This is a genomic window from Corynebacterium tardum (genome assembly GCF_046717785.1).
Lineage (GTDB): Bacteria > Actinomycetota > Actinomycetes > Mycobacteriales > Mycobacteriaceae > Corynebacterium.
In genome coordinates this window covers 1,179,971-1,202,797 of record NZ_CP177104.1, presented here as the reverse complement: position 1 = coordinate 1,202,797, position 22,827 = coordinate 1,179,971, and the positions used below count along the sequence as shown (strand labels likewise).

Genomic DNA, 22,827 nt, shown 5'->3' with positions numbered 1-22,827 from the left:
GTGACAGAAAGTCTCCCAAATCTCCATCTTCGAGAAAGTCTCCCAAATCTCCCACTCCGCTAGGATGTACGCCATGAACGAGAATCCTTTCCGCCCCACCTTCGGCGTTCCACCACTCTTTTGGGTCGGCCGCACGGCAGTGCTCGACACCTTTCGGGCTGCGCTCGACTCCCGTCCGGGAACTCCCGGCCGCTCGCTTATCATCAGCGGTGCCCGCGGTATTGGTAAGACGGTGCTGCTCAACGAGCTAGAAGATATCGCTTCCAGCCGGGGTTGGATTACGCTTCGGGCCTCGGGGCGCAGCTCCATGGTGGAGGAATTGGTGGATACCACCATCCCGCGCATCATGGAGAAGCTGGCGCCGGCGGACAAGCACAAGGTCAATCGCGTCGGCATTGGCGGTTTAGCCACGATTGGCATCCAGCACAACACCGAGGAAGCCTATAAGCCCACGCTCAACACGCGCCTGCGCGAGCTTTTAGACCTGCTCAAAGGCACAGGCGTTCTGCTCACCATCGACGAAGTACAGGATGCGGACGCCGAGGATCTCACCTCCCTGGCCGTGACTTATCAGGACTTGGTGCGCGATGAACTCGACGTCGCCATTGTGGCCGCGGGCCTGCCGCAAGGAGTTAACCGCCTGCTGGATCTGCCGGGCGTGACCTTCCTGCGCCGCGCGCAGAAGTTCGTCCTGGGCCCGCTCTCCCCCGCAAATGCCGAGGTAGCGTTCACGCAGACGGCGGCGCACTCCGACCTGGAGTTCACCGAGGAGGCCGTAGCGGCTGCAGTACGGCTTTCCCGGGGGTATCCCTACTTGGTGCAGCTCGTCGGATCGCTGGCCTGGGGCAGGGCCCAGCGCGAAGGCGGCAGCCGCATCGAAGAGCGCGACGTTCAGGCGGTATCGGCTGAGGCCATCTCGGTCCTAGGCGCCCAGGTCCACCAGCCGGCCACTCTGGCGCTTCCGCCGGCGCAGCGCCTCTTCCTCGAGGCGATGAGCGCGGTCATGGAGGACGGCACGGCGGAGATCAAGAACATCGCCGCGCACCAGGACCGGACGGTGCGATCCCTCTCGGCCACGCGCCAGCGGCTTATCGACGCTGACCTCATCGAACCCACCGCCCACGGCCAGCTCCAGTTCGTCATCCCCTACATGGAGGCCTTCTTCACCGCGACGGACAGCCTGGGGCGCGTGGACTAAAGATCGCCGGCGTCGCGGGCGAGGATGTCGGCAGTCTCGGACACCGAGCGCAGAGTGCGGGCGGAGGCCGCGACGGGATAGACGTCGAAGTAATCGACGAGCAGCTCACGGGGCAGGCCCACGTGATCGAGGTGGCGGGCCAGCGCGATCGCCTCGGCGCGGGCATCGGCGCCGGGGATGCCTAGCCCGATGCGGTGGCCGGCGCTGAGGTGCTCCCCCAAGCCGTCGAGATTGCGCGGGGTGTCCAGGCCCCGGAAGTCCGTGAGGAAAGTCGTTGCCGCGGGCGCGAGCGCCCACAGCGGCGGGGCGTGGAGGTAATCCGCCTCGAAAGACTGCAGGAGGTCGAGCGCGACCTCGTCGGGGACGGCGGGGATGGTGTCGAAGTCGGTGGTGCCGGGAAGGCGGCCCGCCGTAACGTCGCTCAGCAAGGGCTCATCGAGTTGGACGACGACCTCCCCGTGGAAACGGCGCGCAACATCCGCGGCGTGGGTACGGAGGCCGTGGCGGAGAGCCTCAGAAAGCTCGGCGAAGGCGCCGCGGTCGGTGAGGACGCGGTGGCCGTCGGCAAGCTCAATGCTCGCCGCGAGTGTCCACGGGCCAAGCGCCTGCACTTTGACGCGCGGCACGGTCTCGCCCCAGACCTCCTGGACCTCGTCGAGATCGCGCTCCAGGCGGTCCCAGGCGCGGCGGGTCAGCAGTTGCGGGCGCGCCGTCATCCGCCACGCGCGCGGCCCGCGGTCGATGGAGATGGCCTCCAGCATGCTGGCCGTGCGGCCCACCGCATCCGAGCCCAAGCCGCGCTCGGGAAGCTGCGGGAGGGCGGGAAGCGCGGTCTCCCCTAGGATGATGTCCGCTGCCTCCGCCATGGACATGCCGGGCATGGGGCCAAGGGCGAATCCGGTCATCTACTTCGTCCCGCAGATGGTGCCGGAACCCAGCACGATATCGCCCAGCTCGTCCGGGCTCGGCAGGTAGAGCACGGCGGCCTGGCCGCGGGCCACGCCGGAGAGAGGCTCGTTAAGCTCCAGCGCCATGCGGTCAGACTCGCGGTCCACGTGCGCGCGGCAGGGCACCACCGAGCCGTGGGCGCGCACCTGTACCTCGCAGTCGAAGTCGCCCTCCATGGCCGGGTGCAGGTACTTCAAGCGGTCGGCCTCAATGCTGGTCACGACCAAATCGGCGCGTGAACCCACGGTGACGGTGCCAGTGGCGGCGTCGATGTCGGTGACGTAGCGCGGGGAGCCGTCGGCAGTCGGCGTCTTGATGTCGAGCCCCTTGCGCTGGCCAATGGTGTAGTTCCACGCGCCGTCGTGCTCCTTGAGCTCGTTGCCCTGCGTATCCACAATCATGCCCGGGCGCAGGCCAATGGAGCGGCCCAGGAAGGCCTGGGTATTGCCGTCCGGAATGAAACAGATGTCATAAGAATCCGGCTTGGAGGCGGTGGAAAAGCCGTGGCGCTTGGCCTCCTCGCGGATCTGTGGCTTCGGGGTATCCCCGATGGGGAAGAAGCAGTGGTCCAGCTCCTCCTTGGTGATAACGCCCAGCACATAAGACTGGTCCTTGTTCTCATCCAGGGAGCGGCGCATGTAGCCGTCGGCGTCGATAGTGGCATAGTGGCCCGTTGCCACCGCATCAAATCCCAGCGCCATGCCCTTGCGCAGTAGGGCTGCGAACTTAATCTTCTCATTGCAGCGCAGGCACGGATTGGGGGTCTCACCGCGGGCGTAGGAGTCCACGAAGTCACCGATGACGGCTTCCTTGAACTCCTCGGAGAAGTCCCACACATAGAAGGGAATGCCCAGCTTGTCGCAGATGCGGCGGGCGTCGGCGGAATCCTCCAGCGAGCAGCAGCCCCGAGCCTTCTCCCGGGTCTGCTGGGCGTCCTTGTGCAGGGCCAGGTGCACGCCAATGACGTCGTGGCCCGCCTCCACCGCGCGCGCCGCGGCGACGGAGGAATCGACGCCGCCGGACATGGCTACCAGTACTCGCATGCTCTCCCCTTCTAAAATCTTCGTCGTGCACCCAGGCTAGTCGCGGTGCGCCTCCTACCCCAACACGCCATCGCGCTGAGGTATTCCCTAAGCTAATCAGCATTATGGGCAGGAAACGCAACACCGAACACTCCATCGCGGGTACCTACGATATCTCCACCGGCGAGCTCGTCGTCGTGCCGGATCCCTTCCGCGACAGCGCCTTCATCCTCAACATCAACGGCGTGCCGTCCTCGCACCTCATCCCTGACGAGCCGCGCGCCCTGGAGTTTGAGTACATGCGCTGGATTGCCGCCGCCGTGGAGAATCTTGCTTCCGGCAAGCGCCTGCTGCATTTAGGCGGCGGGGGCTGTTCCCTGCCCCGCTACTTCGCCGACCTGTGGCCGGATTCCCACAACACGGTGGTCGAACTCGATGCCAAGCTAGCGGAGCTCATCCGTGACCTGGCCGCCATCCCCTCAGCGCCCCGCGTGAAAACCCGCGCCGGCGAGGCCCGCGCTGTCACCGAAGGATTTCCGCCGAACCGCTTCGACGTCATCATCCGGGACGTCTTCGCCGGTGCGAAGACCCCAGAGCCGCTGACCACCCAGGAGTTCTTCCAGCACGCCCACGCCACGCTCAGCCCGGGCGGGCTCTACGTGGCCAATTGTGGCGACCACTCCGACCTGCAGGGCGCAAAGGCGGAGCTCGCCGGAATGGCGGAGGTATTTGCGCATGTTGCCGTTATTGCCGATCCTCCCATGCTTAAAGGCCGGCGCTACGGCAACATCATCCTCATCGGCTCGGATACCGAGCTTCCCACAGACGGCTCCCCCGCAGCCGCCACGATATCCAAGCCCCTCTTGTCCGGGGCCGTGCCCGCGCACTACCGCGACGAGGCGTGGACGCGCCACTTCTTCAACGGCGCGAGCCCGCGTCGCGATACGCCCGCGTTCTAAAGCAGGCTGTTGAGCAGGTCCGCCACCTGCTTGGAGTCGAACGCCGGCACCTCGACGCCCGCGCCATGGCCGGCGGTGCGCGCCACGTCGGCGGCGGTGTCCACGTCCTGCTGGTCAATGTTGTTGGAGTCGAAGTCCTGGACATGCTCCGCGTTATCGAGGAACAGGGCCAAGTCGCCGGTGGTGGCGTCGTGGTTGGCCAGCTTGTCCAGGTCGCCGGTGCTAATAGCGCCGGTCTTGAGCAGCTTCTCCGCCTGCTCGATAAGCTCGGTCGGGTCGATGGAAATGCCAGCGTCCTGCGCAGCCTTGGCCACGGCCGGGATTGCCATCGCACCGGCGGCCACGGCGAGGATGCCCGCGATGATCACGCCGGCGTCATCGCCCAGGTCAATGCCCGGCACCACCAGGTCGTCGACGATGCCGCCGAAGTTGATGTAGTTGCCGTTGGAGAACTCATTCAGCTGCGACTCGCTGCCGTTAAACAGGTTCATGTCCACGACGGTCTCGATGCCGGCCACGCGGCCGGAGCCGGAGCGCTGCCAGAAGGCAATCTTGTCCCAGCCACCGACGGGCTCCGGAGCAGTGTCCTGGTAGGCGGCCAGCCACAGCGGGTACTCGGAGAACCGCGTGGTGTTGCCCATCTGCCCCATCCAGAAGAACTTGTAGGTGTAGAGCATCGGCGTACGGCCGGTCAGGGACTTGACCTCGGTCATGAACGTATCGATCCAATCGGCGAGCTGGTCGGCGCTCAAGCCCTCAGTGACCTCAATGTCCAGCACCGGCGGCAGGGTCTGGGACGGCACCAGGGCGATCTGGGAGGCGAAGCTCGCTGCCTGCTGCTTGGCGTCGCTGGCCGGGCGGGCGTAATGATACGCACCCACCTTGAGGCCGGCTGCCGACGCCGCGTTGGCGTCGCCCACAAACTTCGGGTTCACGAAGGAGGTTCCTTCAGTGGCCTTGACGAAGGCGAAGGACTGGCCGTCCGACTTCACAGCATCCCAGTCGATGCCGCGCAGGGACATGTGGTTGTTGCCGGAAACATCCACGCCCTGCGGCGCGGTGGACGGGATGGCAACGGCGGTGGATACGGACAACGCTAGGGCCGTTACGGCAGTAACGGCGGCGGTAACAAGGCGACGTGCATGGCTCATGCGCGCAACACTACCGAATTCACCCCAATAGTCACAGTCGCAACACGCGCAACATTCGACTCTTTCGTCACAGTAGTTGCGGGTCCAGCACTTCACGCAGTGCTTGACGACGCCCTCCGCACCCGCTCCCCTGGCCGTGGCCATTGGCTTCCGTAATCTCGCACGTTCTCGCTGGCCTGCGTGGAGCGGGACGCGGCTCTGGAGAAAGGCGCGCCTAGAAGTATTCGTTCATGTAGTCGCGAGAACCCAGGCCGATCGCGTCAAAGTACTCTGCCTCCTTGGCTTCTTCTTCGAAGTACTCGAGTTCCTCACCCTCGGTGCCCGCAGCTCGCGCTTCCTCGAGTTCCTCAAGGGCATCGGCAAGCGCGTACGGTTGCCATACGCTAAGCCCCAGTTTCTCGAAAGCGTAAGACTCTGGAGCTTGATCTTCGTCAACCCGAGACCCGTCGTTGAGCCTCTTCAACAGCTCGGCGCACTCGATGGCGTTCATGCTGGAGAGGTTATGGCCTTCCCATTCCACCGTGACACCGTCTTTCTCAGGGTTGGTCGCGAACTCAATGAACTCGACACCGTTGTCACCGATGTGAACTTGAATGTTTGCTTGGGAGTAGTACAAGGGGCTTTCACTCGGGTGATTCTCCGGCTCCCCGAGAACCGCTACCACCTGCTCAGCACTGTCACCGAAATGAATAGTACCTTCGCCAAACGGCAATGCGAACTGAGCACCTTCATGCGAGAACAACGTTATTGAAGAAGCCATCAGTACCTCCACGACCTACCGACCAAGCTCCTCGATCCTGTACCAATCGGAGTGCCTAGAATAAGCCGAGTTGGATAAAGGCGCAACGAAGTGTTTTCCTCAAAACAACCGCTAATGTCGATTTGGGGTAGTTGGTACCGCGAGTCCGCGTAGTTGGTACCGGTGTTCCGCTTACTCGGTACTGCATTGGGTTTTTCTTTCATAGTTAATGTTGGCGACACCACAATCCGCTGGTGTTGCGTCAACTTCTACTTGGAAGGAGCTGGTCCTTGTGGCCAGCTTCAAGCAGATCATTGCGATGTGCCTTGATGGTGCTAGCTAGGCGCAGATCACACACGCATTGGGGTGTTCACGACGGGAAGTATCCCGGGCAAAGAAAGTCATCTCTGATGAGGGTTGACTTCAGAGATTATCCGTCAGCTCCCGCTGGGGTGGTTTGATGATCGATTCAGTGATGACCGGAGTAAGAGGTCTTTGTCCTATGACCTGCTGTATCTCGGCGGGGCATGTCGGTGTCAAATGGTGCCAAATGGTGCTACCCTAGTGTTATTGCCACCTGTTACGACAGGATCGGAAGAAGACCCTGGGACCCCAGCCGGACGACTGGACCCGGGGTCTTCGCCTGCCTCTAGAGGGAATCCGGGGTGGGACGGTTGAGGACCACTTTCTCGTGCAGCTTCTCCCAGTACTGCTCTTCCCCTAGATGGACGGAGTTCAGTGCTCCCAGAACGGCATCTGGAATCCAGAGCAGGGGATCATCGCCACCGCGTACGTGTCGAAGTCGGATGCCAGCACTTTGTCCCTGGCCCTGCAGGGCAACTATATGGGCGACGTCTCGCCTGTTTTGTGCTTCTTGCCGGCTTTCCAAAGTGACGTTGTGGACGTGCATCTCGGAGAGCTCGAAGTACATCTGCTCCAAGCATTTCCTGCGGTGCCTCTCCGTCTTCTTGCTCACTTCACTCTGGTGGGTGATGATCGCTTGCATGGAGTCGATCTCAGAAAGGGTGTCCACGATTTTTCGGCGTCGGCTATCACGTTCGTCGGTCCAGTGAAGTTTGACCTGGCCAGGAAGTCGTAGTGAACGCAGCTCCTCGCGTATTTTTTCCAAGTCTTGAGTGTCGATGATGGCTGCACACACCATGTACTCCTGCCGGTCTGGGGGTCTAAGGGCGGAGGACTCATCGATGTAGGCGACTAGCTGTGATTCCACCCTGAAATTGTAGCCCGTCCGGGCCGACGCACCCCTCGGCCCGGTACCAACTACTCGGAACACGGCAGTACCGAGTCCCCAGAACACCGGTACCAAAAACTCGCATCTGACAGCTAAGCCGGCACGTGCGGATACACATTCACCAGCTCCAGGTACGGCGCGCCGCCGCCTCCTTGCTTGCCGGGCTGTAGGGACGCGGCCACGAGTCCGCCGAGACTAGCACCATCGCAGCCACTGTCTCACGGAACGCGGTAAGGATGAAGTAAGCGGCAGGGTCCGGTCCGAGTTCGAACCGTTTCCATTCCATTGAACGCCGTCTCGGCCCCACGCAAACAACCGATGGGTGACCCGCTCAGCAAAGGGACTCTGGCTCCGTAGGTTCTAGGCGGCGATGTCAATGACCAACGCAGCCGACAGCCGGTGACCGTAGAGGGTGACCTCCTCCACTCTCTGCGCCTGGCACACCGACAACCCCCAGCACCCGCAAGACCGCTTCCACCGGGGTATTCCGCAAGAGTTCGTGGTCGACGACGTCGGACAACGCGTTCACACCGGATTTCCCATTGACGTTCGTCTTCAACACAGCGGGCTGCCAAGTCGATGCCGATATCCGCCTTACCGCCGTTATAGCGCCATTCCGTCCAGCAGCACGCCTCATCGAATTGGTTCTTCAAGGTCGGGTCTGTCTTGAAATAGTTGACCATAAACTTCTCAAAAGCAATGCCGTACTTTGCCTTTGGTTGGTTTTCACGCAGCTGTTCAAGGACCTAAGTGAACTTCGAAATGACAGCATTGTGCCTGACGGGCTATAGACTCCGTGACACAACGCGGAAGATTGCGAAAAGCGGCTGATTGCGTTTGCGTGAGGGGCGCTTGAGGCAAGGCAGGGTGCGGCTTAGACCGAACGGGCGCGGCGAATGATCTCGGGGAGCTCAGCCAGCACGGCGTCGATGTCCTCGTCGGTGGTGAGGCGACCCAGGGTAAATCGCAGGCTGCCGCGGCCGTGTTCCTCGTCGATGCCCATGGCTTCGAGCACGTGGGACATGCGGTTGACGCCGGCGTGGCAGGCGGAGCCGGCGGAGGCTTCGATGCCGGCGGCGTCGAGCAGCATGATGAGGCTGTCACCGTCCGTGCCTGGGAAGGACACGTGCAGGTGGGAGGCCAGGGTGGGCTCGGTCGAATTAATGATGATGTTGTCGATGGTGGACTCGATGCCCGCTCTGAGCTTGTCGCGCAAAGCGGCGAGACGAACGGTCTCCTGGCCCATCTCCGCAACGGATTCGCGCAGAGCTGCGGCGAGCGCACTGGCACTGGCCACGTCCACGGTGCCGGGGCGGATGCCGCGCTCCTGGCCGCCGCCAAAGGCAATGGGTTGCGGGGCGGGGCTGCGGCGCGAGAGCAACAGCCCAATGCCGCGCGGCCCGCCGAACTTGTGGGCGCTGGCCGCCAGTGTGGTGGCCCCCAACTCGTGGAAGTTGATGGGCAGCTTGCCGGTGACCTGCACGGCGTCGACGTGCACCGGGGTGCCCTGCGCGGCGGCACGCGCGGTGATGTCGGCAACCGGCTGGATTGCGCCGGTCTCGTTGTTGGCCCACATGCAGGTGGCCACGGAAGCCGGGGTATCCAGGGCGGCAAGATCGCTCACGTGCCCGGTGGAGTCAACCGGCAGCAAGTCAACGGTGGCTCCGTGCTCGGCGCTGAGCTTGGCGACGGTTTCGAGAACCGCCGGGTGCTCGATGGGTGTCGACACGATGCGCGGCGTCGTATCCGACGCCGCACGGAAAAGACCCTGGATAGCGATGTTGTCCGCCTCCGTGCCGGAGGAGGTGAAGATGACCTCGATGGGTTCGCAGCCGAGCAGCTCGGCGACGGTCTCGCGGGCGTCGTCCAGCACGGAGCGCGCCTTGCGGCCTGAGGCATAAGACGCGCCCGGGTTGAGGGAGCTAGCTGCTTGGGTCCACGCGTCAATGGCGCACTGGCGCATGGGCTGGGTGGCTGCGTAATCGAGGTAGAGCGGCATTAGTTGCCGGCCTCCTTGCGGGACTTCAGCTCCGCGGCCAGGGCCGGGGCGATCTCGTGAAGGTCGCCCACCACGCCCAAGTCGGCGATCTGGAAGAAGGGCTCGTCCTGGTCCTGGTTGACCACCACGATGGTCTCCGAGGTCTGCATGCCGGAGGTGTGCTGGATGGCGCCGGAAATGCCGAGGCCGATGTAGAGCTTCGGGGAGACCGTGACACCCGTCTGGCCGATCTGGTGGGCGGGGTCGTAGAAGCCCTCGTCCACGGCGTCACGGGTGGCACCGACGGCGCCCCCGAGGGCGTCAGCCACCGGCTCCACCACGTCGGCGAACTTGTCGCCCACGCCGCGGCCGCCGGCGACGACGACCTTGGCAGAGGTCAGCTCCGGGCGAGCGGTCTTCTCCGCCGGGGTGAAGGAGGTGACGGTGACGTCCTTCGCGGTGGCGGCCGGCAGCTCAAAGGGAGCGGGCGCTGCAGTCACCGGCTGTGGGTCCGCGGTGACGGAACCCGGGCGCAGCGTGTAGACCACGGAACCGGTGGCGGTGGCGGAGGTCTCGTAGGAACCGCCGAAGATGGTGTGATGGGCGGTGCCGTCGGCGTTGATGCCGTCGACGTTGACCAAAGCACCCGAGCCCAAGCGGGCGGCGAGGCGGCCGGCGATTTCGTTGTTCGTCGGGGTGGCGGCCAGCACGATGGGCGCCGGGTTGTTGGCGGCCAAGGCGTGGAGGGCGTCCACCTCCGGGGTGACGATGCGCTGGTCGTAGTCCGCGGCGGTGGCCTGCACCACCTGGGCTGCGCCCAGGGCGCCCAGCTCGGCGTCGAAGGATGCAGCCAGAGCGGCGTCCTTGGCTACGACGACGGCGGAGACGGTGCCGAGTGCGCAGGCGGCGGTGATGAGCTCGCCGGTCACGGGGCTGAGCTGCTCTGCTTCGTGCTCAACTAGGACATAAACGTGAGACATGAACTTTTCTCCTTAACCCTCGATGAGATTCTTGGCGGCCAGGAAGTCGACGATCTTCGCAGCGGCGACGGCCGGATCCGGATCCGTGATGACGTCGCCCGCCGTGCGGGCCGGGCGCTGCGCGGAGGCGGTCACCGTGGTGGTGGACGGCACGCCGTCGATGCCCAGGTCTGCCACGGCGAGCGTGGTCACCTCGGCCTTCTTGGCGGCCATCAGCCCCTTGAAGTTGGGGAAGCGCGGCTTGTCGGCCTTATCCGTAAAGGACAAGATGGCCGGCAGGTTGGCCTCAAGCTCCCAGTGGCCGTGAGCATCCTCGCGGGTACCGGTGGCGGTAGCACCAGCCAGGGAGGCAGCCTTGAGCTCAGTCAGGGCGGGCAGCTGACGGTATTCGGCAAGCAGGCCGGCGACGAGTCCGGTGGAGGCATCGGAGGAGTTGTTGCCCAGGGTGATGACCTGGACCTCGCCGAACTTTTCCGCCACCTGGTTGATGGCGGCGTTGAGGACCCAGGCGGTAGCCAGGGCGTCGGCGCCGGCGAGCGAGTCGTCGACGACGTGGACTGCGTGATCCGCGCCCATGGCCAGGGCCTTGCGCAGGGCTTCGTCGGCAGCCGCCGGGCCCATGGTGAGTGCTACGACCTCGTAGCCGGCGTCGGCGTTGTCGTCGCGCAAACGCAGGGCCTGCTCGACGGAGTACTCATTGACCTCATCGATGACGTTGTCCACCGAGGTGCGGTCCAAGGTGTGGTCCGCCTCCAGGGTCTTCGTTGACCACGTATCCGGTACGTGCTTAACCAGAGCCACGATAGTTGGCATGTGGGCACTTCCCCTTCCACTAGTTTTAAGAACAATTAGGGTGCGTAATTACCTTCGGACGATACTACTCGCGGTCCACACAGCAGGGCGACCCCCTGGCTCCCAATGCGGGTAATCACGAGCGTCTTAGCCGTCGATCCCTTCAGTTTAAGCTTCTTGCGCAGTTGGTCAGGGTCCACGTCTTGGCCGCGCACCAGGATTTCCAGCGAGCCCACGTCGTGCGCCGCCATGGCCGCCTTGAGCTTGCGCATCGGCACTTCTTCGATGAATTCAAATCCGGACGTCCCGGCCGGCAGGCGCTCGCCGGTGAGGTAGGCAATCCGTGGATCCAGCTGGTGGAGCCCCTCCCGGGCGGCAAAGTGGCGCACCAGGCCCGCGCGCACGATGGCGCCGTCCGGGTCGATGACGAAGCGCCCCACGGGCCCGGCCTCCGGCAGTTCGCCCTCGGGCACATCGGAATCGATGACGTCCGTGTGCCCGTGGCGGATAACCACTGCGCGCTTGTCCAGCCCGGCGCTGAGGTCGGGGGTATAGAGGCAGGTCTCCTTCACGCCACCGTCCACGCTGACCACGCTGGCCAGGCCCGCCCACTCCGAGTGGTCGATGCCGGGCGCGCATTTGATGGCTAACGACGGGTGGGCGTCGATAAGCGCCGGCAACGGCGGCAGCAGCTGGTCCAGCTTGGTGATGCGGTTGCCCCCGGCGCGGCGGGCGGGGTCGGCGATGCAGACCTGCGCGCTCGTCGTCGTAGTGAGCGCGTCGGCGCGGAAGACTGGGTGCTCGATGTTGTGGCGCGCCATGGCCACGCGGGAGGCGTCGAGGTCGCTTCCCACGTACTCCCCCGGCTTAAAGGCCTGGCCCTCGGTGCCGATGGAACAGGTGAGGTCGTGGACCAACCGCACGCCCTGCTCGCGCAGGAAACGCGCGCGGTAAGCCGCCACTGCGGGCGGGGTGGCCTGTTGGGCAGAGTCGTGGTCCATGAGCCAGTGCGCGGGCAGCTTTCCGGAGCGGCGAGCGTGGAGCAGCTCGGAGACGGCGCGTCCGTGTTCGCCGAACCTGTCCTTCAGCGCGGCGGCATCCCGCAGCTGTGACTTCTTAGTCAGCTCCAGCGTGGCGGCCGCCGCGGTGATGTCGGTGGCATGGGTGGCGAGGAACTCGACGTCGTCTGGGGTATAGCTCATGATGGAAAAGCAGTTTAGATGCGGTTGACGGGGCTGGTGGTGAAGTACTCGCGGTAGCGCTCGTCATCCATGGGGTCCCCGATGATGGGACGCAGGTCCGAAAAGGACGCGTCCTGCACAACGTCTTGGACGCTGGCGTAGGCGGCCAGGCGCTTGAGCTGTGCCCACGTGGGGATGGCCAGGCGCACCAGCCCTGCGCGCCACCCATCGAGTACCAGTTGCGGGCGGAACCAGCCGGCGTCGTCAGCTTCCCCGGTGTCGCCGTCGGGTTCTTGGCCGTCCGGGAGCACGCCGATGAAGAAGAAGGTGTCGAACCAGTGGCCCTTGAATTCGCCTGCCCAGCGGGACCACGGTTGGAGCATGTCGGCGTCGAGCCGCATGCCGTTGTGGAAGAGGAACTCGGTGAAGGAAATGGCGTGGGTTTCGAGCAATCCCCGCTCGCGGTGGTAGCGGGAGGCGTCGGAGACGATGCCGTCCTCCCGGATGGCCAGGAGCGTACCGGCTTCCTCGAAGAGCTCGCGGGCAGCGGCGAAGACCAGGGCGTGGGCCTTGTATTTGGTCACGCCCATGCGCCGGGCCAGGGAGATGACGGAGCGGCCTGCCCACAGGTCGCCGGAGTGCCACATACGTGGAGGGAAGTCACGCGGATCTACCCCGCCGCCGGGGAAGACCACGTGCCCGGGGTAGTTGCGCATGGTTGGCACCCGCTCTTGGACCCATACCTCGAGCCCGTCGTCGCCATCGCGCAAGAGCAGCACGGTGGCGGCTAGGCGCGCACCGTTAAAGCCGGTGGTCTCGCTGGGATCGATGGCGTCGAGACTGTCGTGGATGGGGTTGCTCATTCAATTTTCCAGGAAGGCTCTAGCGGATGCGGCGGGCGAAATAGCGCTCCCCAATCCGGTCCACCTGGATGGGCTGGTGGAAGGCGGCGGAGAGATTCGCCGACGTGAGCACCGAATTGATGAGGCCTTTGGCCACGACCTTACCCTCATCCAGGAGCATGGCATGCGTAAAGCCATAGGGAATCTCCTCCACGTGGTGGGTAATCATCACGATGGCGGGGGCGTCCGGGTCGAGTGCGAGGTCCCCCAGGTAGCCCACGAGGTCCTCGCGGCCGCCGAGGTCCATGCCGGCAGACGGCTCATCCAAGATGAGCAGCTCCGGATTAGACATGAGTGCGCGGGCCAGCACGACGCGCTTCTTCTCCCCCTCCGACAGGGTGCCCCACGTGCGGTCTGCCAGGTGGGACGCCCCGACCTGGGCCAGGATCTCCCCGGCGCGGGAGAAGTCCATGTCCTGGTAGTCCTCGCGCCAGCGGCCCAGCACGGCGTAGCCGGCGGAGATCACCAGGTCGTCCACGCGCTCGCTGTCCGGGATGCGGTGCTGCACGGCGGCCGAGGAGATGCCGATGGCCGCGCGCAGGTCGCGCATGTCCGTCTTGCCAATGCGCTCACCCATGATGAAGGCGCGTCCGGCGGAGGGGAACTCCTCGGCGGCGGCCATGCGCACCAGCGAGGTCTTACCGGCGCCGTTGGGGCCGATGATGACCCAGCGCTCGTCGAGTTCTACCTGCCAGTCAACGGGCCCTACCAGGGTGCGCCCGCCGCGGCGCAGTTCCACTCCGCGGAAGTCAATGAGCCAGTCCTCGTCGGTCTCGCTCTCTGGGGAGGGCACGGGGTTGTTCACAGCAGAAGTCGCGGGGTTCACAGGATCCATGTCTCCTATTGTGGCCGAATTCTTCCTTCCCCGGTGAAAGTGACACAGCTGCATTATTCTATGGGCATGACTCAACGCCTTGGTATAGACGATGTCCGCCCTTGCCTCCACGGAGGCGTCGCCTCCAAAGCCGTGGTCGGTGAGGTTGTCCCGGTGACTGCTCTGGTGTGGCGCGAGGGCCACGACGCCGTGGCCGCCACCTTGTCGGTGTGGAACACCGAATCCCCTTCCACCTCTTCCTACACCATGACGGTGGATCCGGAGGACCAGGACCGCGTCCACGGCGTGTTTACTCCGGCGACTCCCGGCCGCTGGTTCTTCCGGGTCGATGCGTGGTCGGATCCCATGTCCACGTGGCGCAACGCGGTGACCAAGAAGATGGAGGCCGGCCAGTCTGTCCACGAGCTCAATAATGACCTCCTCCACGGCGCGGAGCTCTTCGAGGAAGCGGCCATCCAGTCTCCCAGCGAGAAGGCCGAAAGGCTCTTCCAGGCGTCGAAGGAGCTGCGGGACGAGACTGTTGACGTCGATCAGCGCGTGCGCACCGCGCTTTGCGACGATACCTGGGACACCCTCCACCGCCACCCGCTGCGCCACTTGTTGGTGGAGGGAGATATTCACGAGGTGTTGGTGGAGCGCCGTGAGGCCCTGTTTAGCTCCTGGTACGAGCTCTTCCCGCGCTCCACCGGCGGCTGGGACGCCGAGGGAAACCCGGTGCACGGCACTTTTCAGACCACCGCCGCCGAACTGGAGCGAGTGGCCAGCATGGGGTTTGATACCGTCTACTTCCCGCCCATCCACCCCATTGGTGAGGTGCACCGTAAGGGCAAGAACAACTCCGTGGTTGCGGAGCCGGGCGATGTCGGCTCGCCGTGGGCCATCCAGGACCACTCCACGACGCACCCGGAGCTGGGCACCATGGAGGACTTCAAAGAGCTGGTCGCCCACGCCGAGGAGCTGGGCCTCGAGGTCGCCATCGACTTGGCCCTGCAGGCCTCCCCGGACCACCCGTGGGCGGAGACCAACCCGGAGTTCTTCACCGTGCTGGCGGATGGCACCATTGCCTACGCGGAGAACCCGCCGAAGAAGTACCAGGACATCTACCCACTGAACTTCGACAACGATCCGGACGCCATCTACCAGGAGATCTACCGCATCGTCATAATTTGGGTGGACGCCGGCGTGAGGACCTTCCGCGTGGATAACCCGCACACCAAGCCGGCCAACTTCTGGAACTGGCTGATCTCCAAGGTCCACGTCACCCACCCGGAGGTCATCTTCCTCTCCGAGGCCTTTACCCGCGCCCCGCGCCTGTTCGGCCTGGCCAAGGCGGGCTTTACCCAGTCCTATACCTACTTCACCTGGCAGACCTCGAAGTACGATCTGACCAAGTTTGCGCAGATGCACGTAGACCAGGCGGACATTTGCCGCCCCAACCTCTTTGTCAACACCCCGGACATCCTGCACGAGTCCCTGCAGACCGGCGGGCGCGCCATGTTTGCCATCCGCGCCACCCTGGCCGCCACCCTGTCCCCGCTGTGGGGCGTGTATTCCGGCTTCGAGCTCTACGAGCACCAGGCCGTCAAGCCTGGCAGCGAGGAGTACCTCGACTCGGAGAAGTACCAGCTGCGCCCGCGCGACTTCCAGGCGGCGGTGAAGTCGGGCGATTCCCTGGAGTCCTACCTGCGCCTGCTCAACCTGATCCGCCGGGAGAACCCGGCTCTGCAGCAGCTGCGCTCGCTGCGCTTCCACCACACGGATAACGACGCCATCATGGCCTACTCCAAGGCGGATGCGGCCACGGGCAACGTGGTGCTCGTGGTGGTCAACCTGGACCCACGCAACGCGCAGGAAGCCACGGTGCACCTCGATCTCCCGGCAGTGGGCCGCCACCCGGGCGATACGTTTACTGTGCAGGATGCGATCAGCGGCGCGGCCTACGAGTGGTCGGACCACAACTTTGTGCGCTTGGAGCCGCTGCGGGACGTGGCCCACGTCTTCATCCTCCCGCCGGCAGCCCACGACCTGCAGGAACGCCTGGCCTGGCGGCGGGTGGAGGACTACCGCGCCTAATTTGTCTTAGGCCCCGCGCGCAGGCGCGTGATTAGGTAATTTGGTCTGTATGAACATCCCGGCATCCGACCTTGAACGCCTCAATATTTGCCGCCACCACGCGCCGCACGATTTTTACGGGTGGCACGCAGGCACCGTCCTTACCCGCCGCCCCGGGGCCGAAGCTGTAGAGCTGGTCACCGCAACTGACACCATCGCCATGACTCCTGCAGGCAACGACCTGTGGGAGGCACCGCTGGCGGTTGAGGAAGACTATCGCCTGCAGATCACCTACCCAGGCCAGCCTGCCGTCGAGGTCGCCGACGGATACCACTTCCTGCCCACCTTGGGCACGCTGGACCTGCACCTAATCGGTGAGGGCCGCCACGAGCGCCTTTGGGAGGTGCTGGGCGCCAACCTGAAGTCCTACACCACGGACATGGGTGAGGTCACCGGCACTGCCTTCGCCGTGTGGGCACCGAACGCCGAAGGTGTGGCCGTGGTCGGTGATTTCTGCGGCTGGAACCCCACGCAGTTCCCCATGCGCGCCCTGGGCTCCACCGGTGTGTGGGAAGTGTTCATCCCCGGCGTGGGTGAGGGCGAGCGCTACAAGTTCGCCGTCCACGGCAAGAACTCCCCGCGCGTGGACAAGGCGGATCCGCTGGCTAAGCGCACCATCGCGCCGCCGGAAACCGCCTCCGTAGTCTCCAGCACCACCTTCGCGTGGAGCGACGCGGAGTGGATGTCCGCACGCACTGATGACCTGGATGTGCCGATGAGCATCTACGAGCTCCACGTGGGCTCGTGGAAAATCGGCGCCAACTACAACTCGCTGCGCCAAGAGCTCATCCCCTACCTCCAGGAGCACGGCTACACCCACGTGGAGCTGCTCCCGGTGGCGGAGCACCCGTTCGGCGGCTCCTGGGGCTACCAGGTCTCCGGCTACTATGCTCCATCTGCCCGCTGGGGTTCCCCGGACGAGCTGCGCGCGCTTATCGACGACTTGCATAACGCCGGCATCGGCGTCTTCATCGACTGGGTTCCCGCCCACTTCCCCAAGGACGAGTGGGCCCTCGGACGCTTCGACGGCCAGGCCCTCTACGAGCACCCGGACCCGCGCCGCGGCGAGCAGGCCGACTGGGGCACCTACGTTTTTGACTTCGGCCGCAACGAGGTCCGCAACTTCCTCGTAGCCAACGCCCTGTACTGGGCGGAGGAGTTCCACATCGATGGCCTGCGCGTTGATGCTGTAGCGTCCATGCTCTACCTGGATTATTCCCGCGACGAGTGGCTACCCAACATCTACGGTGGACGCGAGAACCTCGAGGCCGTCCAATTCCTGCAGGAAACCAACGCCACGCTCAACCGCACCAACCCGGGCGTGCTGACGATTGCGGAGGAATCCACCTCCTGGCCGGGTGTTACCGCCCCGACCACCGAGGGCGGCCTGGGCTTCAACCTGAAGTGGAACATGGGTTGGATGAATGACACCCTGGAGTACTTCAAACACGAGCCCATCCACCGCCGCTATCACCATGGCGAACTGACCTTTTCCATGGTTTACGCCTACTCCGAGCGCTACGTGCTGCCGTTTAGCCACGACGAGGTCGTCCACGGCAAGGGCTCACTGTGGGAGCGCATGCCTGGGGACGACTGGAATAAGGCCGCAGGCCTGCGCGCCCTCTACGGCTACATGTTCTCCCACCCCGGCAAGCAGCTCATGTTCATGGGCCAAGAATTCGGCCAGACCACCGAGTGGGCCGAGGGCAACTCCGTGGACTGGTCCAATCTGGAAGGCTGGGGCAACGAATGGCACCACGGTATTAAGCGCCTCGTGCGCGACCTCAATGTGGTGTACAAGCAGCACCCGGCTCTATGGTCGCAGGACTTCAGCCAAGACGGCTTCCAATGGGTCAAGGCGGATGACGCCAACAACAACATGCTGGGCTATGTCCGCTATGGCAAGGACGGATCTGTGCTACTCGCGGTGTGCAACTTCTCCGGCAGCTCCGTGCCGAACTACGACCTGTGGGTACCGCGCGATGGCGAGTGGGAGCTGGTCGTCAACACCGATGACGCCGTCTACCAAGGTGCCGGCAACGACCTTGCCCACCAGCTTCGCTCGGAAGGCAATCACCTGCACCTGCACCTGCCGGCTGAACTCGGTGCAGTGGTACTCCTTCCGCGGCTAAGGCTCGCGGCTCAGGCACACAGCAACCGCCCGAACTGAGAGACTATCCTGCTCGGTTCGGGCGGTTGTTGCAGTTTCAGGAATGGGAGTCGATAAAGGCGCGCACGCGGGCATCGATGTCATCACGCAGCGCATCCATACGCTCCTCACCCTCTATGCCGCGCAGCGACGGGTCTTCAATCTCCCAGTGTTCGGCCTCACCCTCGTAGTGGGCATCGCCGACGACGATGACGTGGTCGACGTTGGCGGCGAGGGTGGCGTCGATAAGCGTAGGCGTTCCCGACATGTCAGCACCGACCTTGGCCAGCGACTCTTGTGCCTCGGCGTTCACGCCCTGCTCACGATGCTGCTCAGTGGTCTTCACACCTGCGGAGTGAACCTCCCACTCCGGCGCATGCTTCTTAGCTAGAGCGGCTGCCATCTGGGATTTTCCGCGGTTAGTATTGCAGAGAAAAAGTACGGAAGTCATACCTTTGTACTGTAGCTGTCCACTGTTACTGAGTCTTCTCAATCTCGTAGTAGACCGGCAGTGACTTCCAGTTGAAGGTGACGTTGCTGACGTTCTCCGACCAACCGCCAACGACGTTCGGGTAGAACAGCGGGATGGACGGCAGATCACGCAACAGCAGCTCCTGAGCTTGGTTATAGAGCTTGGACGCCTCCTCGGGGCTGTCGGCGCCGTTGGCTTTAACGATGAGTTCGTCGAACTCCGGGTTGGAGTACTTGGAGTCATTAGAGGCCACGCCCGTGGTGAAGTTCGGGCCAAGGAAGTTACCCATGGACGGGTAATCCGCAATCCATGCTGTGCGGTAGGCACCGTCCATGCGCTCGGAGCGGTAAGCCTCACGGAAGGACTTAAAGTCCGGATACGGGTTTCCCACCGCCTGGATACCCAACGTGTTGCTGATGTTGTTGGCTACCGCGTCAGCCCAGTCCTTGTTATCGCCGTCGGTGTTGTAGTTGATGGGGAACGTGCCCTCGAAGGCGCCGTACTTCTTATCTGCCTCTGCCCAGAGCTCCTTGGCTTTCTCCGGGTTGTAGTCCAGATTCTCTGAGCCTGGCAGGCTGTCGCTGTAGCCCTGCAGCACTGGGGAGGTGAACTCACGGGCTGGGGTGCGGGTGCCGTGGAAAATGGTCGTAGCAATCTCCTCGCGGTTAATCGCCATGGAGATAGCGCGGCGGCGCAGGAGGCCCTCTTCTCCACTGAAGTGCGGGGTGTCTACGTGAATGGTCATTTCCAAATAGGTGGCGGCTGGCTTGGTTTCCTGGCGCTCGCCTAGGTCCTGCTCGTAGCTACCGAAGGCCGAGGACGGAATGGCCTCCAGCACGTCAAGGTTGTTGGAGAGCAGGTCCATGTAAGACGCACCACTGTCGGCGTAGAAAACGAACTCAATGCCGTCATTCTTCGGGGTGCGCTCGCCCTTGTACTCTGGGTTCGGCTCGATGATGAGATTCTGGTTGTGGTTCCATTCCTTGAGCTTGTACGGGCCATTAGACACTGGCTTCTCTCCAAAGGCCTGCGGGTCCTCTAAGGCTGAGGGAGGCAGTGGGAAATAGGCGTTGTAGCCCAGGCGGCTGGGGAAGTCACTCTCCGGCTGGGTGAGCTCGATGGTGAAGGTAAGGTCATCGAGGACCTTGAGCCCCTCCATCTCCTCCACGCCTTCGCTGTAGCCCTTGATGGAGGAAAAGAAGCTTTCATTAAGCTGCTCGTTGGCCACTGCGTAGTTCCACGTATCGACGAAGGTCGCGGCCGTTACGGGAGTTCCGTCGGAGAACGTGATGTCTGGTTTCAGGGTGACCTTGTAGGTCTTGTCCCCTTCCTTGTCGATGGACTCTGCCATCTCGTTGTGGACCTCGCCCTCAGCGTCGTAATAAACGAGGCCGGAATAGAGCATGTCTACCACTCGGCCGCCGCCGTTCTCATTAGTCATGGCCGGGATAAGGCCCTGTTGGGGTTCTGTGCCGGTAACGCGGATGATGGCCGCATCATCGGAGCCCGTCGCAGAGTTGCTCCCTCCGCAAGCTACGAGGGACATGGAGAGAGCCGCCGCGCCGCAGAGAGCGGCCGCCGAGCGAATGGTACGAGATGTGTGCATGAGATTCCTTCTGTTAGAGCACCACAAAACAGGAATGTGGGTTAGAACACTTTTTAGAATCTAGCATGCCCTAAGTCACATTCAAGCAAAACGAGAAAAGACCCCGCGCACCACTAGGTGCGACAAGGTCTCTTCTCAGGGACAAACCCCAGAAGTGAAATAACACACGGCGGGCTGGAGCCCTAGTATGCGTCAGCACCCTTCTGGTAGTTATCAAGGTCCACCTGCTGGGTCGGCTGCAGACGCTCAGTCGCAGGATTCACCACATCCGGACGCGCGAGGTCTACTTCAGAGTCATCTACGTGCTCCGTGTATGGAAGCTCGCCGTTGAGAACCTTGTGCACGCGTTCCATATCAACGGTGTGGGTCCAACGCCCCACCAGGATGGTGGCCAGTGCATTGCCTGCGAAATTGGTCAAAGCACGGGCTTCGGACATAAAGCGGTCAATACCGACGATGATTCCGACGCCGTCGAGAAGCTCAGGCCTATGTGATTGCAAACCAGCAGCCAACGTGGCCAAGCCGGCGCCGGACACACCTGCAGCGCCCTTCGACGCGATAATCATGAAGACGAGCAAGCCAATCTGTTCACCCAGGTTCATAGGCTTATTCATGGCATCGGAAATAAAGATAGACGCCATGGTCGAGAGTGTCTGATGGTTTGTGTGTGGGTACCTAACCTGCATGAGGAGATGGACCAGAATGACTACTGTGGCACGACGAGATCCGGCTGATAAGGCCAAGATTGATGCGATTGAAAAGAAGCTGCTTGCTAACCCTGAGATCGCGAAGCTGATTGATGACCTAGGCACGTCTACAACGGATGCCAATGACCTGGTTCGCGGCATGTTGCAGGCCTCGATTACCAGGGGGCTCAATGCTGAAATGGATGCCCATTTGGGCTACGAGTCTGGCGACAGGAGCGCTAAAGCTGCTGCCGGGACAGACAATTACCGCAACGGGTCGTATCCAAAGACCGTGGATTCTAACTACGGGCCAGTAACCGTTGATGTCCCGAGAGATCGGGCTGGTACATTCTTGCCGACTATGGTTCCTAAAGGTTCTAGGCGCTTGACTGATGTCGATGACATGATCGTCAGCTTGTACGCCGGTGGGATGACAATTAGGGACATCCAGCACCATATGGCAACGGCGATGAGGGTTGATATTTCCCATGAAACAATTTCCGCAGTCACCGATGCTGTCCTCGATGAGGTCATGGTCTGGCAAAACCGCCAGCTAGACGAGTTCTACCCGGTCATTTTCCTGGATGCGTTGCGCATTAAAGTCCGTGATGGTGGCCGAGTAGTCAACAAGTCCGCGTACATGGCAATCGGCGTGGATCTCGACGGCATCAAGCACATTTTGGGATTGTGGATTGCCAAAGAAGAAGGCGCTTCATTTTGGGCGCAGGTATGCGCCAATCTTTCCAATCGTGGGGTCAAAGACGTCTTTATCGTCTGCTGTGACGGGCTTAAAGGCCTACCAGAAGCAGTCGAGGCAACGTGGCCGAACTCTATGGTGCAAACCTGTATCGTGCACCTGATTCGTGCCGCTAACCGGTGGGTAGCCTACGGGGATCGCCGGGGCGTATCGGCCGCGTTGAAAAAGATTTACACTGCTGCGGATGAGTCCACAGCTCAGGCTGCCTTAGACGATTTTGAAGCCTCTGAATTGGGAGAAAAGTATCCACGCTCAGTCAAGGTCTGGCGAGATGCTTGGGCGCGTTTCGTTCCGTTTCTGCAGTTCCCACCAGCGGCCAGAAAGGTTATCTATACGACGAATTCGATTGAATCATTCAACAATGAACTGCGTAAAGCTACCCGCAACAGGGTGCAGTTCACCAACGATGAATCAGCGCTCAAGACACTGTGGCTGATGATCTGCAATATCGAAGACAAACGAGCTGCCAAGAGAGCAAAGCAAGGCAAACGAGTCTCAGCGACAGCCGGCAGACTCATGGAAGGAGCCCGAGTTTCCGGCTGGAAACAAGCCATCAACCAAATGGCCGTGGCCTACCCCGACCGCTTCGACAAATACCTATAAACCTAACCCCACACACAAACAACTTGACACGCTCCCATGGTCAAGTAGATTGCTGTGCCGTCGAGGTTAAAGGAGTATCCGGTCGGCACAACAATGCCTACCGTAGGCTTTTCAACGCCCACATGCTCCATTTTGCGCATCAAGTTCGGCAGCGCAGACTCCGAAGACGAGGTAGCAACGATGAGAAGGAACTCGCGGCCCAAATACTTGCACAGCTTGAAAATGCTAATTCCGCCAAAGACACGCGCAATCAATCCCAGTATTACAAAGACGAAGAGGAAGCAGGTGATGTAGAAGGCCAGCATCAGTACGGCAAGGGACTTCACGGCTGCAAAGCCCGTTGCGCCAACCATTGCTCACCACAGCGTTACTAAATCCGTGGTCCTAACATTTTTCTCACTCTCTGCTATGAACATGAATCTATGGTAAAGATAGCAACAGCGCCTTGATTACAGCGGATGCCGAAACCCTCTCACGGGGAACTAACACCATTCCGCCGTGAGGC

19 protein-coding genes and 2 pseudogenes are annotated in these 22,827 nt (G+C 62.6%); 5 read left to right on the top strand and 16 right to left on the bottom strand.

All coding sequences use genetic code 11. The features are described from left to right. Nucleotides 1-73: 73 nt before the first annotated feature. Nucleotides 74-1,198: an AAA family ATPase gene (locus tag ACLI1P_RS05785; RefSeq protein ID WP_411709622.1), complete on the top strand. Its 1,125-nt coding sequence runs from the start codon at nucleotides 74-76 to the stop codon at nucleotides 1,196-1,198. Here the strand turns inward: ACLI1P_RS05785 and ACLI1P_RS05780 are convergent. Together ACLI1P_RS05780 and mnmA are read right to left on the bottom strand one after the other, a co-directional pair. Then, nucleotides 1,195-2,103 carry a methionine synthase gene (locus ACLI1P_RS05780; RefSeq protein WP_411709621.1) on the bottom strand — a complete coding sequence of 303 codons (909 nt, stop codon included), beginning with the start codon at nucleotides 2,101-2,103 and terminating at the stop codon, nucleotides 1,195-1,197. The genes ACLI1P_RS05785 and ACLI1P_RS05780 overlap by 4 nt on opposite strands. After that, complete coding sequence (gene mnmA, locus ACLI1P_RS05775) at nucleotides 2,104-3,189, bottom strand: tRNA 2-thiouridine(34) synthase MnmA (RefSeq protein WP_296134961.1); 1,086 nt, start codon at nucleotides 3,187-3,189, stop codon at nucleotides 2,104-2,106. It lies immediately after the preceding gene. 104 nt (nucleotides 3,190-3,293) lie between these two features. Here mnmA and ACLI1P_RS05770 point away from each other — a divergent pair, with 104 nt between their 5' ends. After that, nucleotides 3,294-4,127: a spermidine synthase gene (locus ACLI1P_RS05770; RefSeq protein WP_411709620.1), complete on the top strand. Its 834-nt coding sequence runs from the start codon at nucleotides 3,294-3,296 to the stop codon at nucleotides 4,125-4,127. Here ACLI1P_RS05770 and ACLI1P_RS05765 read toward each other — a convergent pair. The 10 genes from ACLI1P_RS05765 to ACLI1P_RS05720 form a co-directional block, all read right to left on the bottom strand. Beyond that, nucleotides 4,124-5,278 carry a glycoside hydrolase family 25 protein gene (locus ACLI1P_RS05765; protein ID WP_411709619.1) on the bottom strand — a complete coding sequence of 385 codons (1,155 nt, stop codon included), beginning with the start codon at nucleotides 5,276-5,278 and terminating at the stop codon, nucleotides 4,124-4,126. The genes ACLI1P_RS05770 and ACLI1P_RS05765 overlap by 4 nt on opposite strands. 214 nt (nucleotides 5,279-5,492) lie before the next feature. Beyond that, nucleotides 5,493-6,038 (bottom strand): hypothetical protein, encoded by a 546-nt coding sequence (locus ACLI1P_RS05760; protein ID WP_411709618.1) that lies wholly within the window; start codon nucleotides 6,036-6,038, stop codon nucleotides 5,493-5,495. A gap of 628 nt (nucleotides 6,039-6,666) precedes the next feature. After that, nucleotides 6,667-7,248, bottom strand: a complete 582-nt coding sequence (locus ACLI1P_RS05755; RefSeq protein WP_411709617.1) for a hypothetical protein — start codon at nucleotides 7,246-7,248, stop codon at nucleotides 6,667-6,669. 239 nt (nucleotides 7,249-7,487) lie between these two features. After that, complete coding sequence (locus ACLI1P_RS05750; protein ID WP_411709616.1) at nucleotides 7,488-7,952, bottom strand: hypothetical protein; 465 nt, start codon at nucleotides 7,950-7,952, stop codon at nucleotides 7,488-7,490. Nucleotides 7,953-8,143: 191 nt separating this feature from the next. Beyond that, nucleotides 8,144-9,268, bottom strand: coding sequence for a cysteine desulfurase family protein (locus ACLI1P_RS05745; protein ID WP_411709615.1), 1,125 nt, complete (start codon nucleotides 9,266-9,268; stop codon nucleotides 8,144-8,146). After that, complete coding sequence (locus tag ACLI1P_RS05740) at nucleotides 9,268-10,227, bottom strand: electron transfer flavoprotein subunit alpha/FixB family protein (RefSeq protein ID WP_411709614.1); 960 nt, start codon at nucleotides 10,225-10,227, stop codon at nucleotides 9,268-9,270. The genes ACLI1P_RS05745 and ACLI1P_RS05740 overlap by 1 nt, the downstream gene beginning before the upstream one ends. A 12-nt stretch (nucleotides 10,228-10,239) precedes the next feature. Next, on the bottom strand, nucleotides 10,240-11,040 hold the full coding sequence (locus ACLI1P_RS05735) for an electron transfer flavoprotein subunit beta/FixA family protein (RefSeq protein ID WP_411709613.1): 801 nt from the start codon (nucleotides 11,038-11,040) through the stop codon (nucleotides 10,240-10,242). Nucleotides 11,041-11,075: 35 nt separating this feature from the next. Further along, entirely contained in the window at nucleotides 11,076-12,221 is a 1,146-nt protein-coding gene (locus ACLI1P_RS05730; RefSeq protein WP_411709612.1) for a THUMP-like domain-containing protein, read from the bottom strand. A 14-nt stretch (nucleotides 12,222-12,235) separates the two neighbouring features. Continuing rightward, complete coding sequence (locus tag ACLI1P_RS05725; RefSeq protein ID WP_411709611.1) at nucleotides 12,236-13,063, bottom strand: NUDIX hydrolase; 828 nt, start codon at nucleotides 13,061-13,063, stop codon at nucleotides 12,236-12,238. Between the two features lie 19 nt (nucleotides 13,064-13,082). Next, a complete protein-coding gene (locus ACLI1P_RS05720) occupies nucleotides 13,083-13,937 on the bottom strand; it encodes an ABC transporter ATP-binding protein (RefSeq protein ID WP_296134108.1) in 855 nt (284 codons plus the stop codon). Between the two features lie 66 nt (nucleotides 13,938-14,003). Between ACLI1P_RS05720 and ACLI1P_RS05715 the strand changes: the two genes are divergently transcribed. Then, nucleotides 14,004-16,010 carry a maltotransferase domain-containing protein gene (locus tag ACLI1P_RS05715; protein WP_411709610.1) on the top strand — a complete coding sequence of 669 codons (2,007 nt, stop codon included), beginning with the start codon at nucleotides 14,004-14,006 and terminating at the stop codon, nucleotides 16,008-16,010. Between the two features lie 49 nt (nucleotides 16,011-16,059). Next, nucleotides 16,060-18,219, top strand: coding sequence for a 1,4-alpha-glucan branching protein GlgB (gene glgB, locus ACLI1P_RS05710; protein WP_411709609.1), 2,160 nt, complete (start codon nucleotides 16,060-16,062; stop codon nucleotides 18,217-18,219). A 37-nt stretch (nucleotides 18,220-18,256) separates the two neighbouring features. Here glgB and ACLI1P_RS05705 read toward each other — a convergent pair whose 3' ends face one another. The 3 genes and pseudogenes from ACLI1P_RS05705 to ACLI1P_RS05695 all read right to left on the bottom strand — a co-directional run. Further along, nucleotides 18,257-18,649 carry a low molecular weight phosphatase family protein gene (locus ACLI1P_RS05705; protein WP_411709608.1) on the bottom strand — a complete coding sequence of 131 codons (393 nt, stop codon included), beginning with the start codon at nucleotides 18,647-18,649 and terminating at the stop codon, nucleotides 18,257-18,259. A 25-nt stretch (nucleotides 18,650-18,674) separates the two neighbouring features. Continuing rightward, entirely contained in the window at nucleotides 18,675-20,276 is a 1,602-nt protein-coding gene (locus tag ACLI1P_RS05700) for an ABC transporter substrate-binding protein (protein ID WP_411709607.1), read from the bottom strand. A 182-nt stretch (nucleotides 20,277-20,458) separates the two neighbouring features. Next, nucleotides 20,459-20,920, bottom strand: a pseudogene (locus tag ACLI1P_RS05695) (cation:dicarboxylate symporter family transporter); the annotation flags it as partial. A 58-nt stretch (nucleotides 20,921-20,978) separates the two neighbouring features. Between ACLI1P_RS05695 and ACLI1P_RS05690 the strand changes: the two are divergent. Beyond that, on the top strand, nucleotides 20,979-22,322 hold the full coding sequence (locus ACLI1P_RS05690; protein ID WP_411709606.1) for an IS256 family transposase: 1,344 nt from the start codon (nucleotides 20,979-20,981) through the stop codon (nucleotides 22,320-22,322). 5 nt (nucleotides 22,323-22,327) lie between these two features. Here the strand turns inward: ACLI1P_RS05690 and ACLI1P_RS05685 are convergent. Continuing rightward, nucleotides 22,328-22,675 (bottom strand): annotated as a pseudogene (locus ACLI1P_RS05685) (cation:dicarboxylate symporter family transporter); the annotation flags it as partial. Between the last annotated feature and the right edge of the window lie 152 nt (nucleotides 22,676-22,827).

Bases quoted from the DNA above. Each gene is read 5' to 3' on its own strand.
- ACLI1P_RS05750 (WP_411709616.1), bottom strand. From the start codon at position 7,952: ATGGTCAACTATTTCAAGACAGACCCGACCTTGAAGAACCAATTCGAT.
- ACLI1P_RS05700 (WP_411709607.1), bottom strand. From the start codon at position 20,276: ATGCACACATCTCGTACCATTCGCTCGGCGGCCGCTCTCTGCGGCGCG.
- ACLI1P_RS05785 (WP_411709622.1), top strand. From the start codon at position 74: ATGAACGAGAATCCTTTCCGCCCCACCTTCGGCGTTCCACCACTCTTT.
- ACLI1P_RS05690 (WP_411709606.1), top strand. From the start codon at position 20,979: ATGACTACTGTGGCACGACGAGATCCGGCTGATAAGGCCAAGATTGAT.
- ACLI1P_RS05765 (WP_411709619.1), bottom strand. From the start codon at position 5,278: ATGAGCCATGCACGTCGCCTTGTTACCGCCGCCGTTACTGCCGTAACG.
- ACLI1P_RS05730 (WP_411709612.1), bottom strand. From the start codon at position 12,221: ATGAGCTATACCCCAGACGACGTCGAGTTCCTCGCCACCCATGCCACC.
- ACLI1P_RS05740 (WP_411709614.1), bottom strand. From the start codon at position 10,227: ATGTCTCACGTTTATGTCCTAGTTGAGCACGAAGCAGAGCAGCTCAGC.
- ACLI1P_RS05735 (WP_411709613.1), bottom strand. From the start codon at position 11,040: ATGCCAACTATCGTGGCTCTGGTTAAGCACGTACCGGATACGTGGTCA.
- ACLI1P_RS05780 (WP_411709621.1), bottom strand. From the start codon at position 2,103: ATGACCGGATTCGCCCTTGGCCCCATGCCCGGCATGTCCATGGCGGAG.
- ACLI1P_RS05725 (WP_411709611.1), bottom strand. From the start codon at position 13,063: ATGAGCAACCCCATCCACGACAGTCTCGACGCCATCGATCCCAGCGAG.
- ACLI1P_RS05705 (WP_411709608.1), bottom strand. From the start codon at position 18,649: ATGACTTCCGTACTTTTTCTCTGCAATACTAACCGCGGAAAATCCCAG.
- ACLI1P_RS05720 (WP_296134108.1), bottom strand. From the start codon at position 13,937: ATGGATCCTGTGAACCCCGCGACTTCTGCTGTGAACAACCCCGTGCCC.
- ACLI1P_RS05715 (WP_411709610.1), top strand. From the start codon at position 14,004: ATGACTCAACGCCTTGGTATAGACGATGTCCGCCCTTGCCTCCACGGA.
- glgB (WP_411709609.1), top strand. From the start codon at position 16,060: ATGAACATCCCGGCATCCGACCTTGAACGCCTCAATATTTGCCGCCAC.
- ACLI1P_RS05760 (WP_411709618.1), bottom strand. From the start codon at position 6,038: ATGGCTTCTTCAATAACGTTGTTCTCGCATGAAGGTGCTCAGTTCGCA.
- ACLI1P_RS05745 (WP_411709615.1), bottom strand. From the start codon at position 9,268: ATGCCGCTCTACCTCGATTACGCAGCCACCCAGCCCATGCGCCAGTGC.
- mnmA (WP_296134961.1), bottom strand. From the start codon at position 3,189: ATGCGAGTACTGGTAGCCATGTCCGGCGGCGTCGATTCCTCCGTCGCC.
- ACLI1P_RS05770 (WP_411709620.1), top strand. From the start codon at position 3,294: ATGGGCAGGAAACGCAACACCGAACACTCCATCGCGGGTACCTACGAT.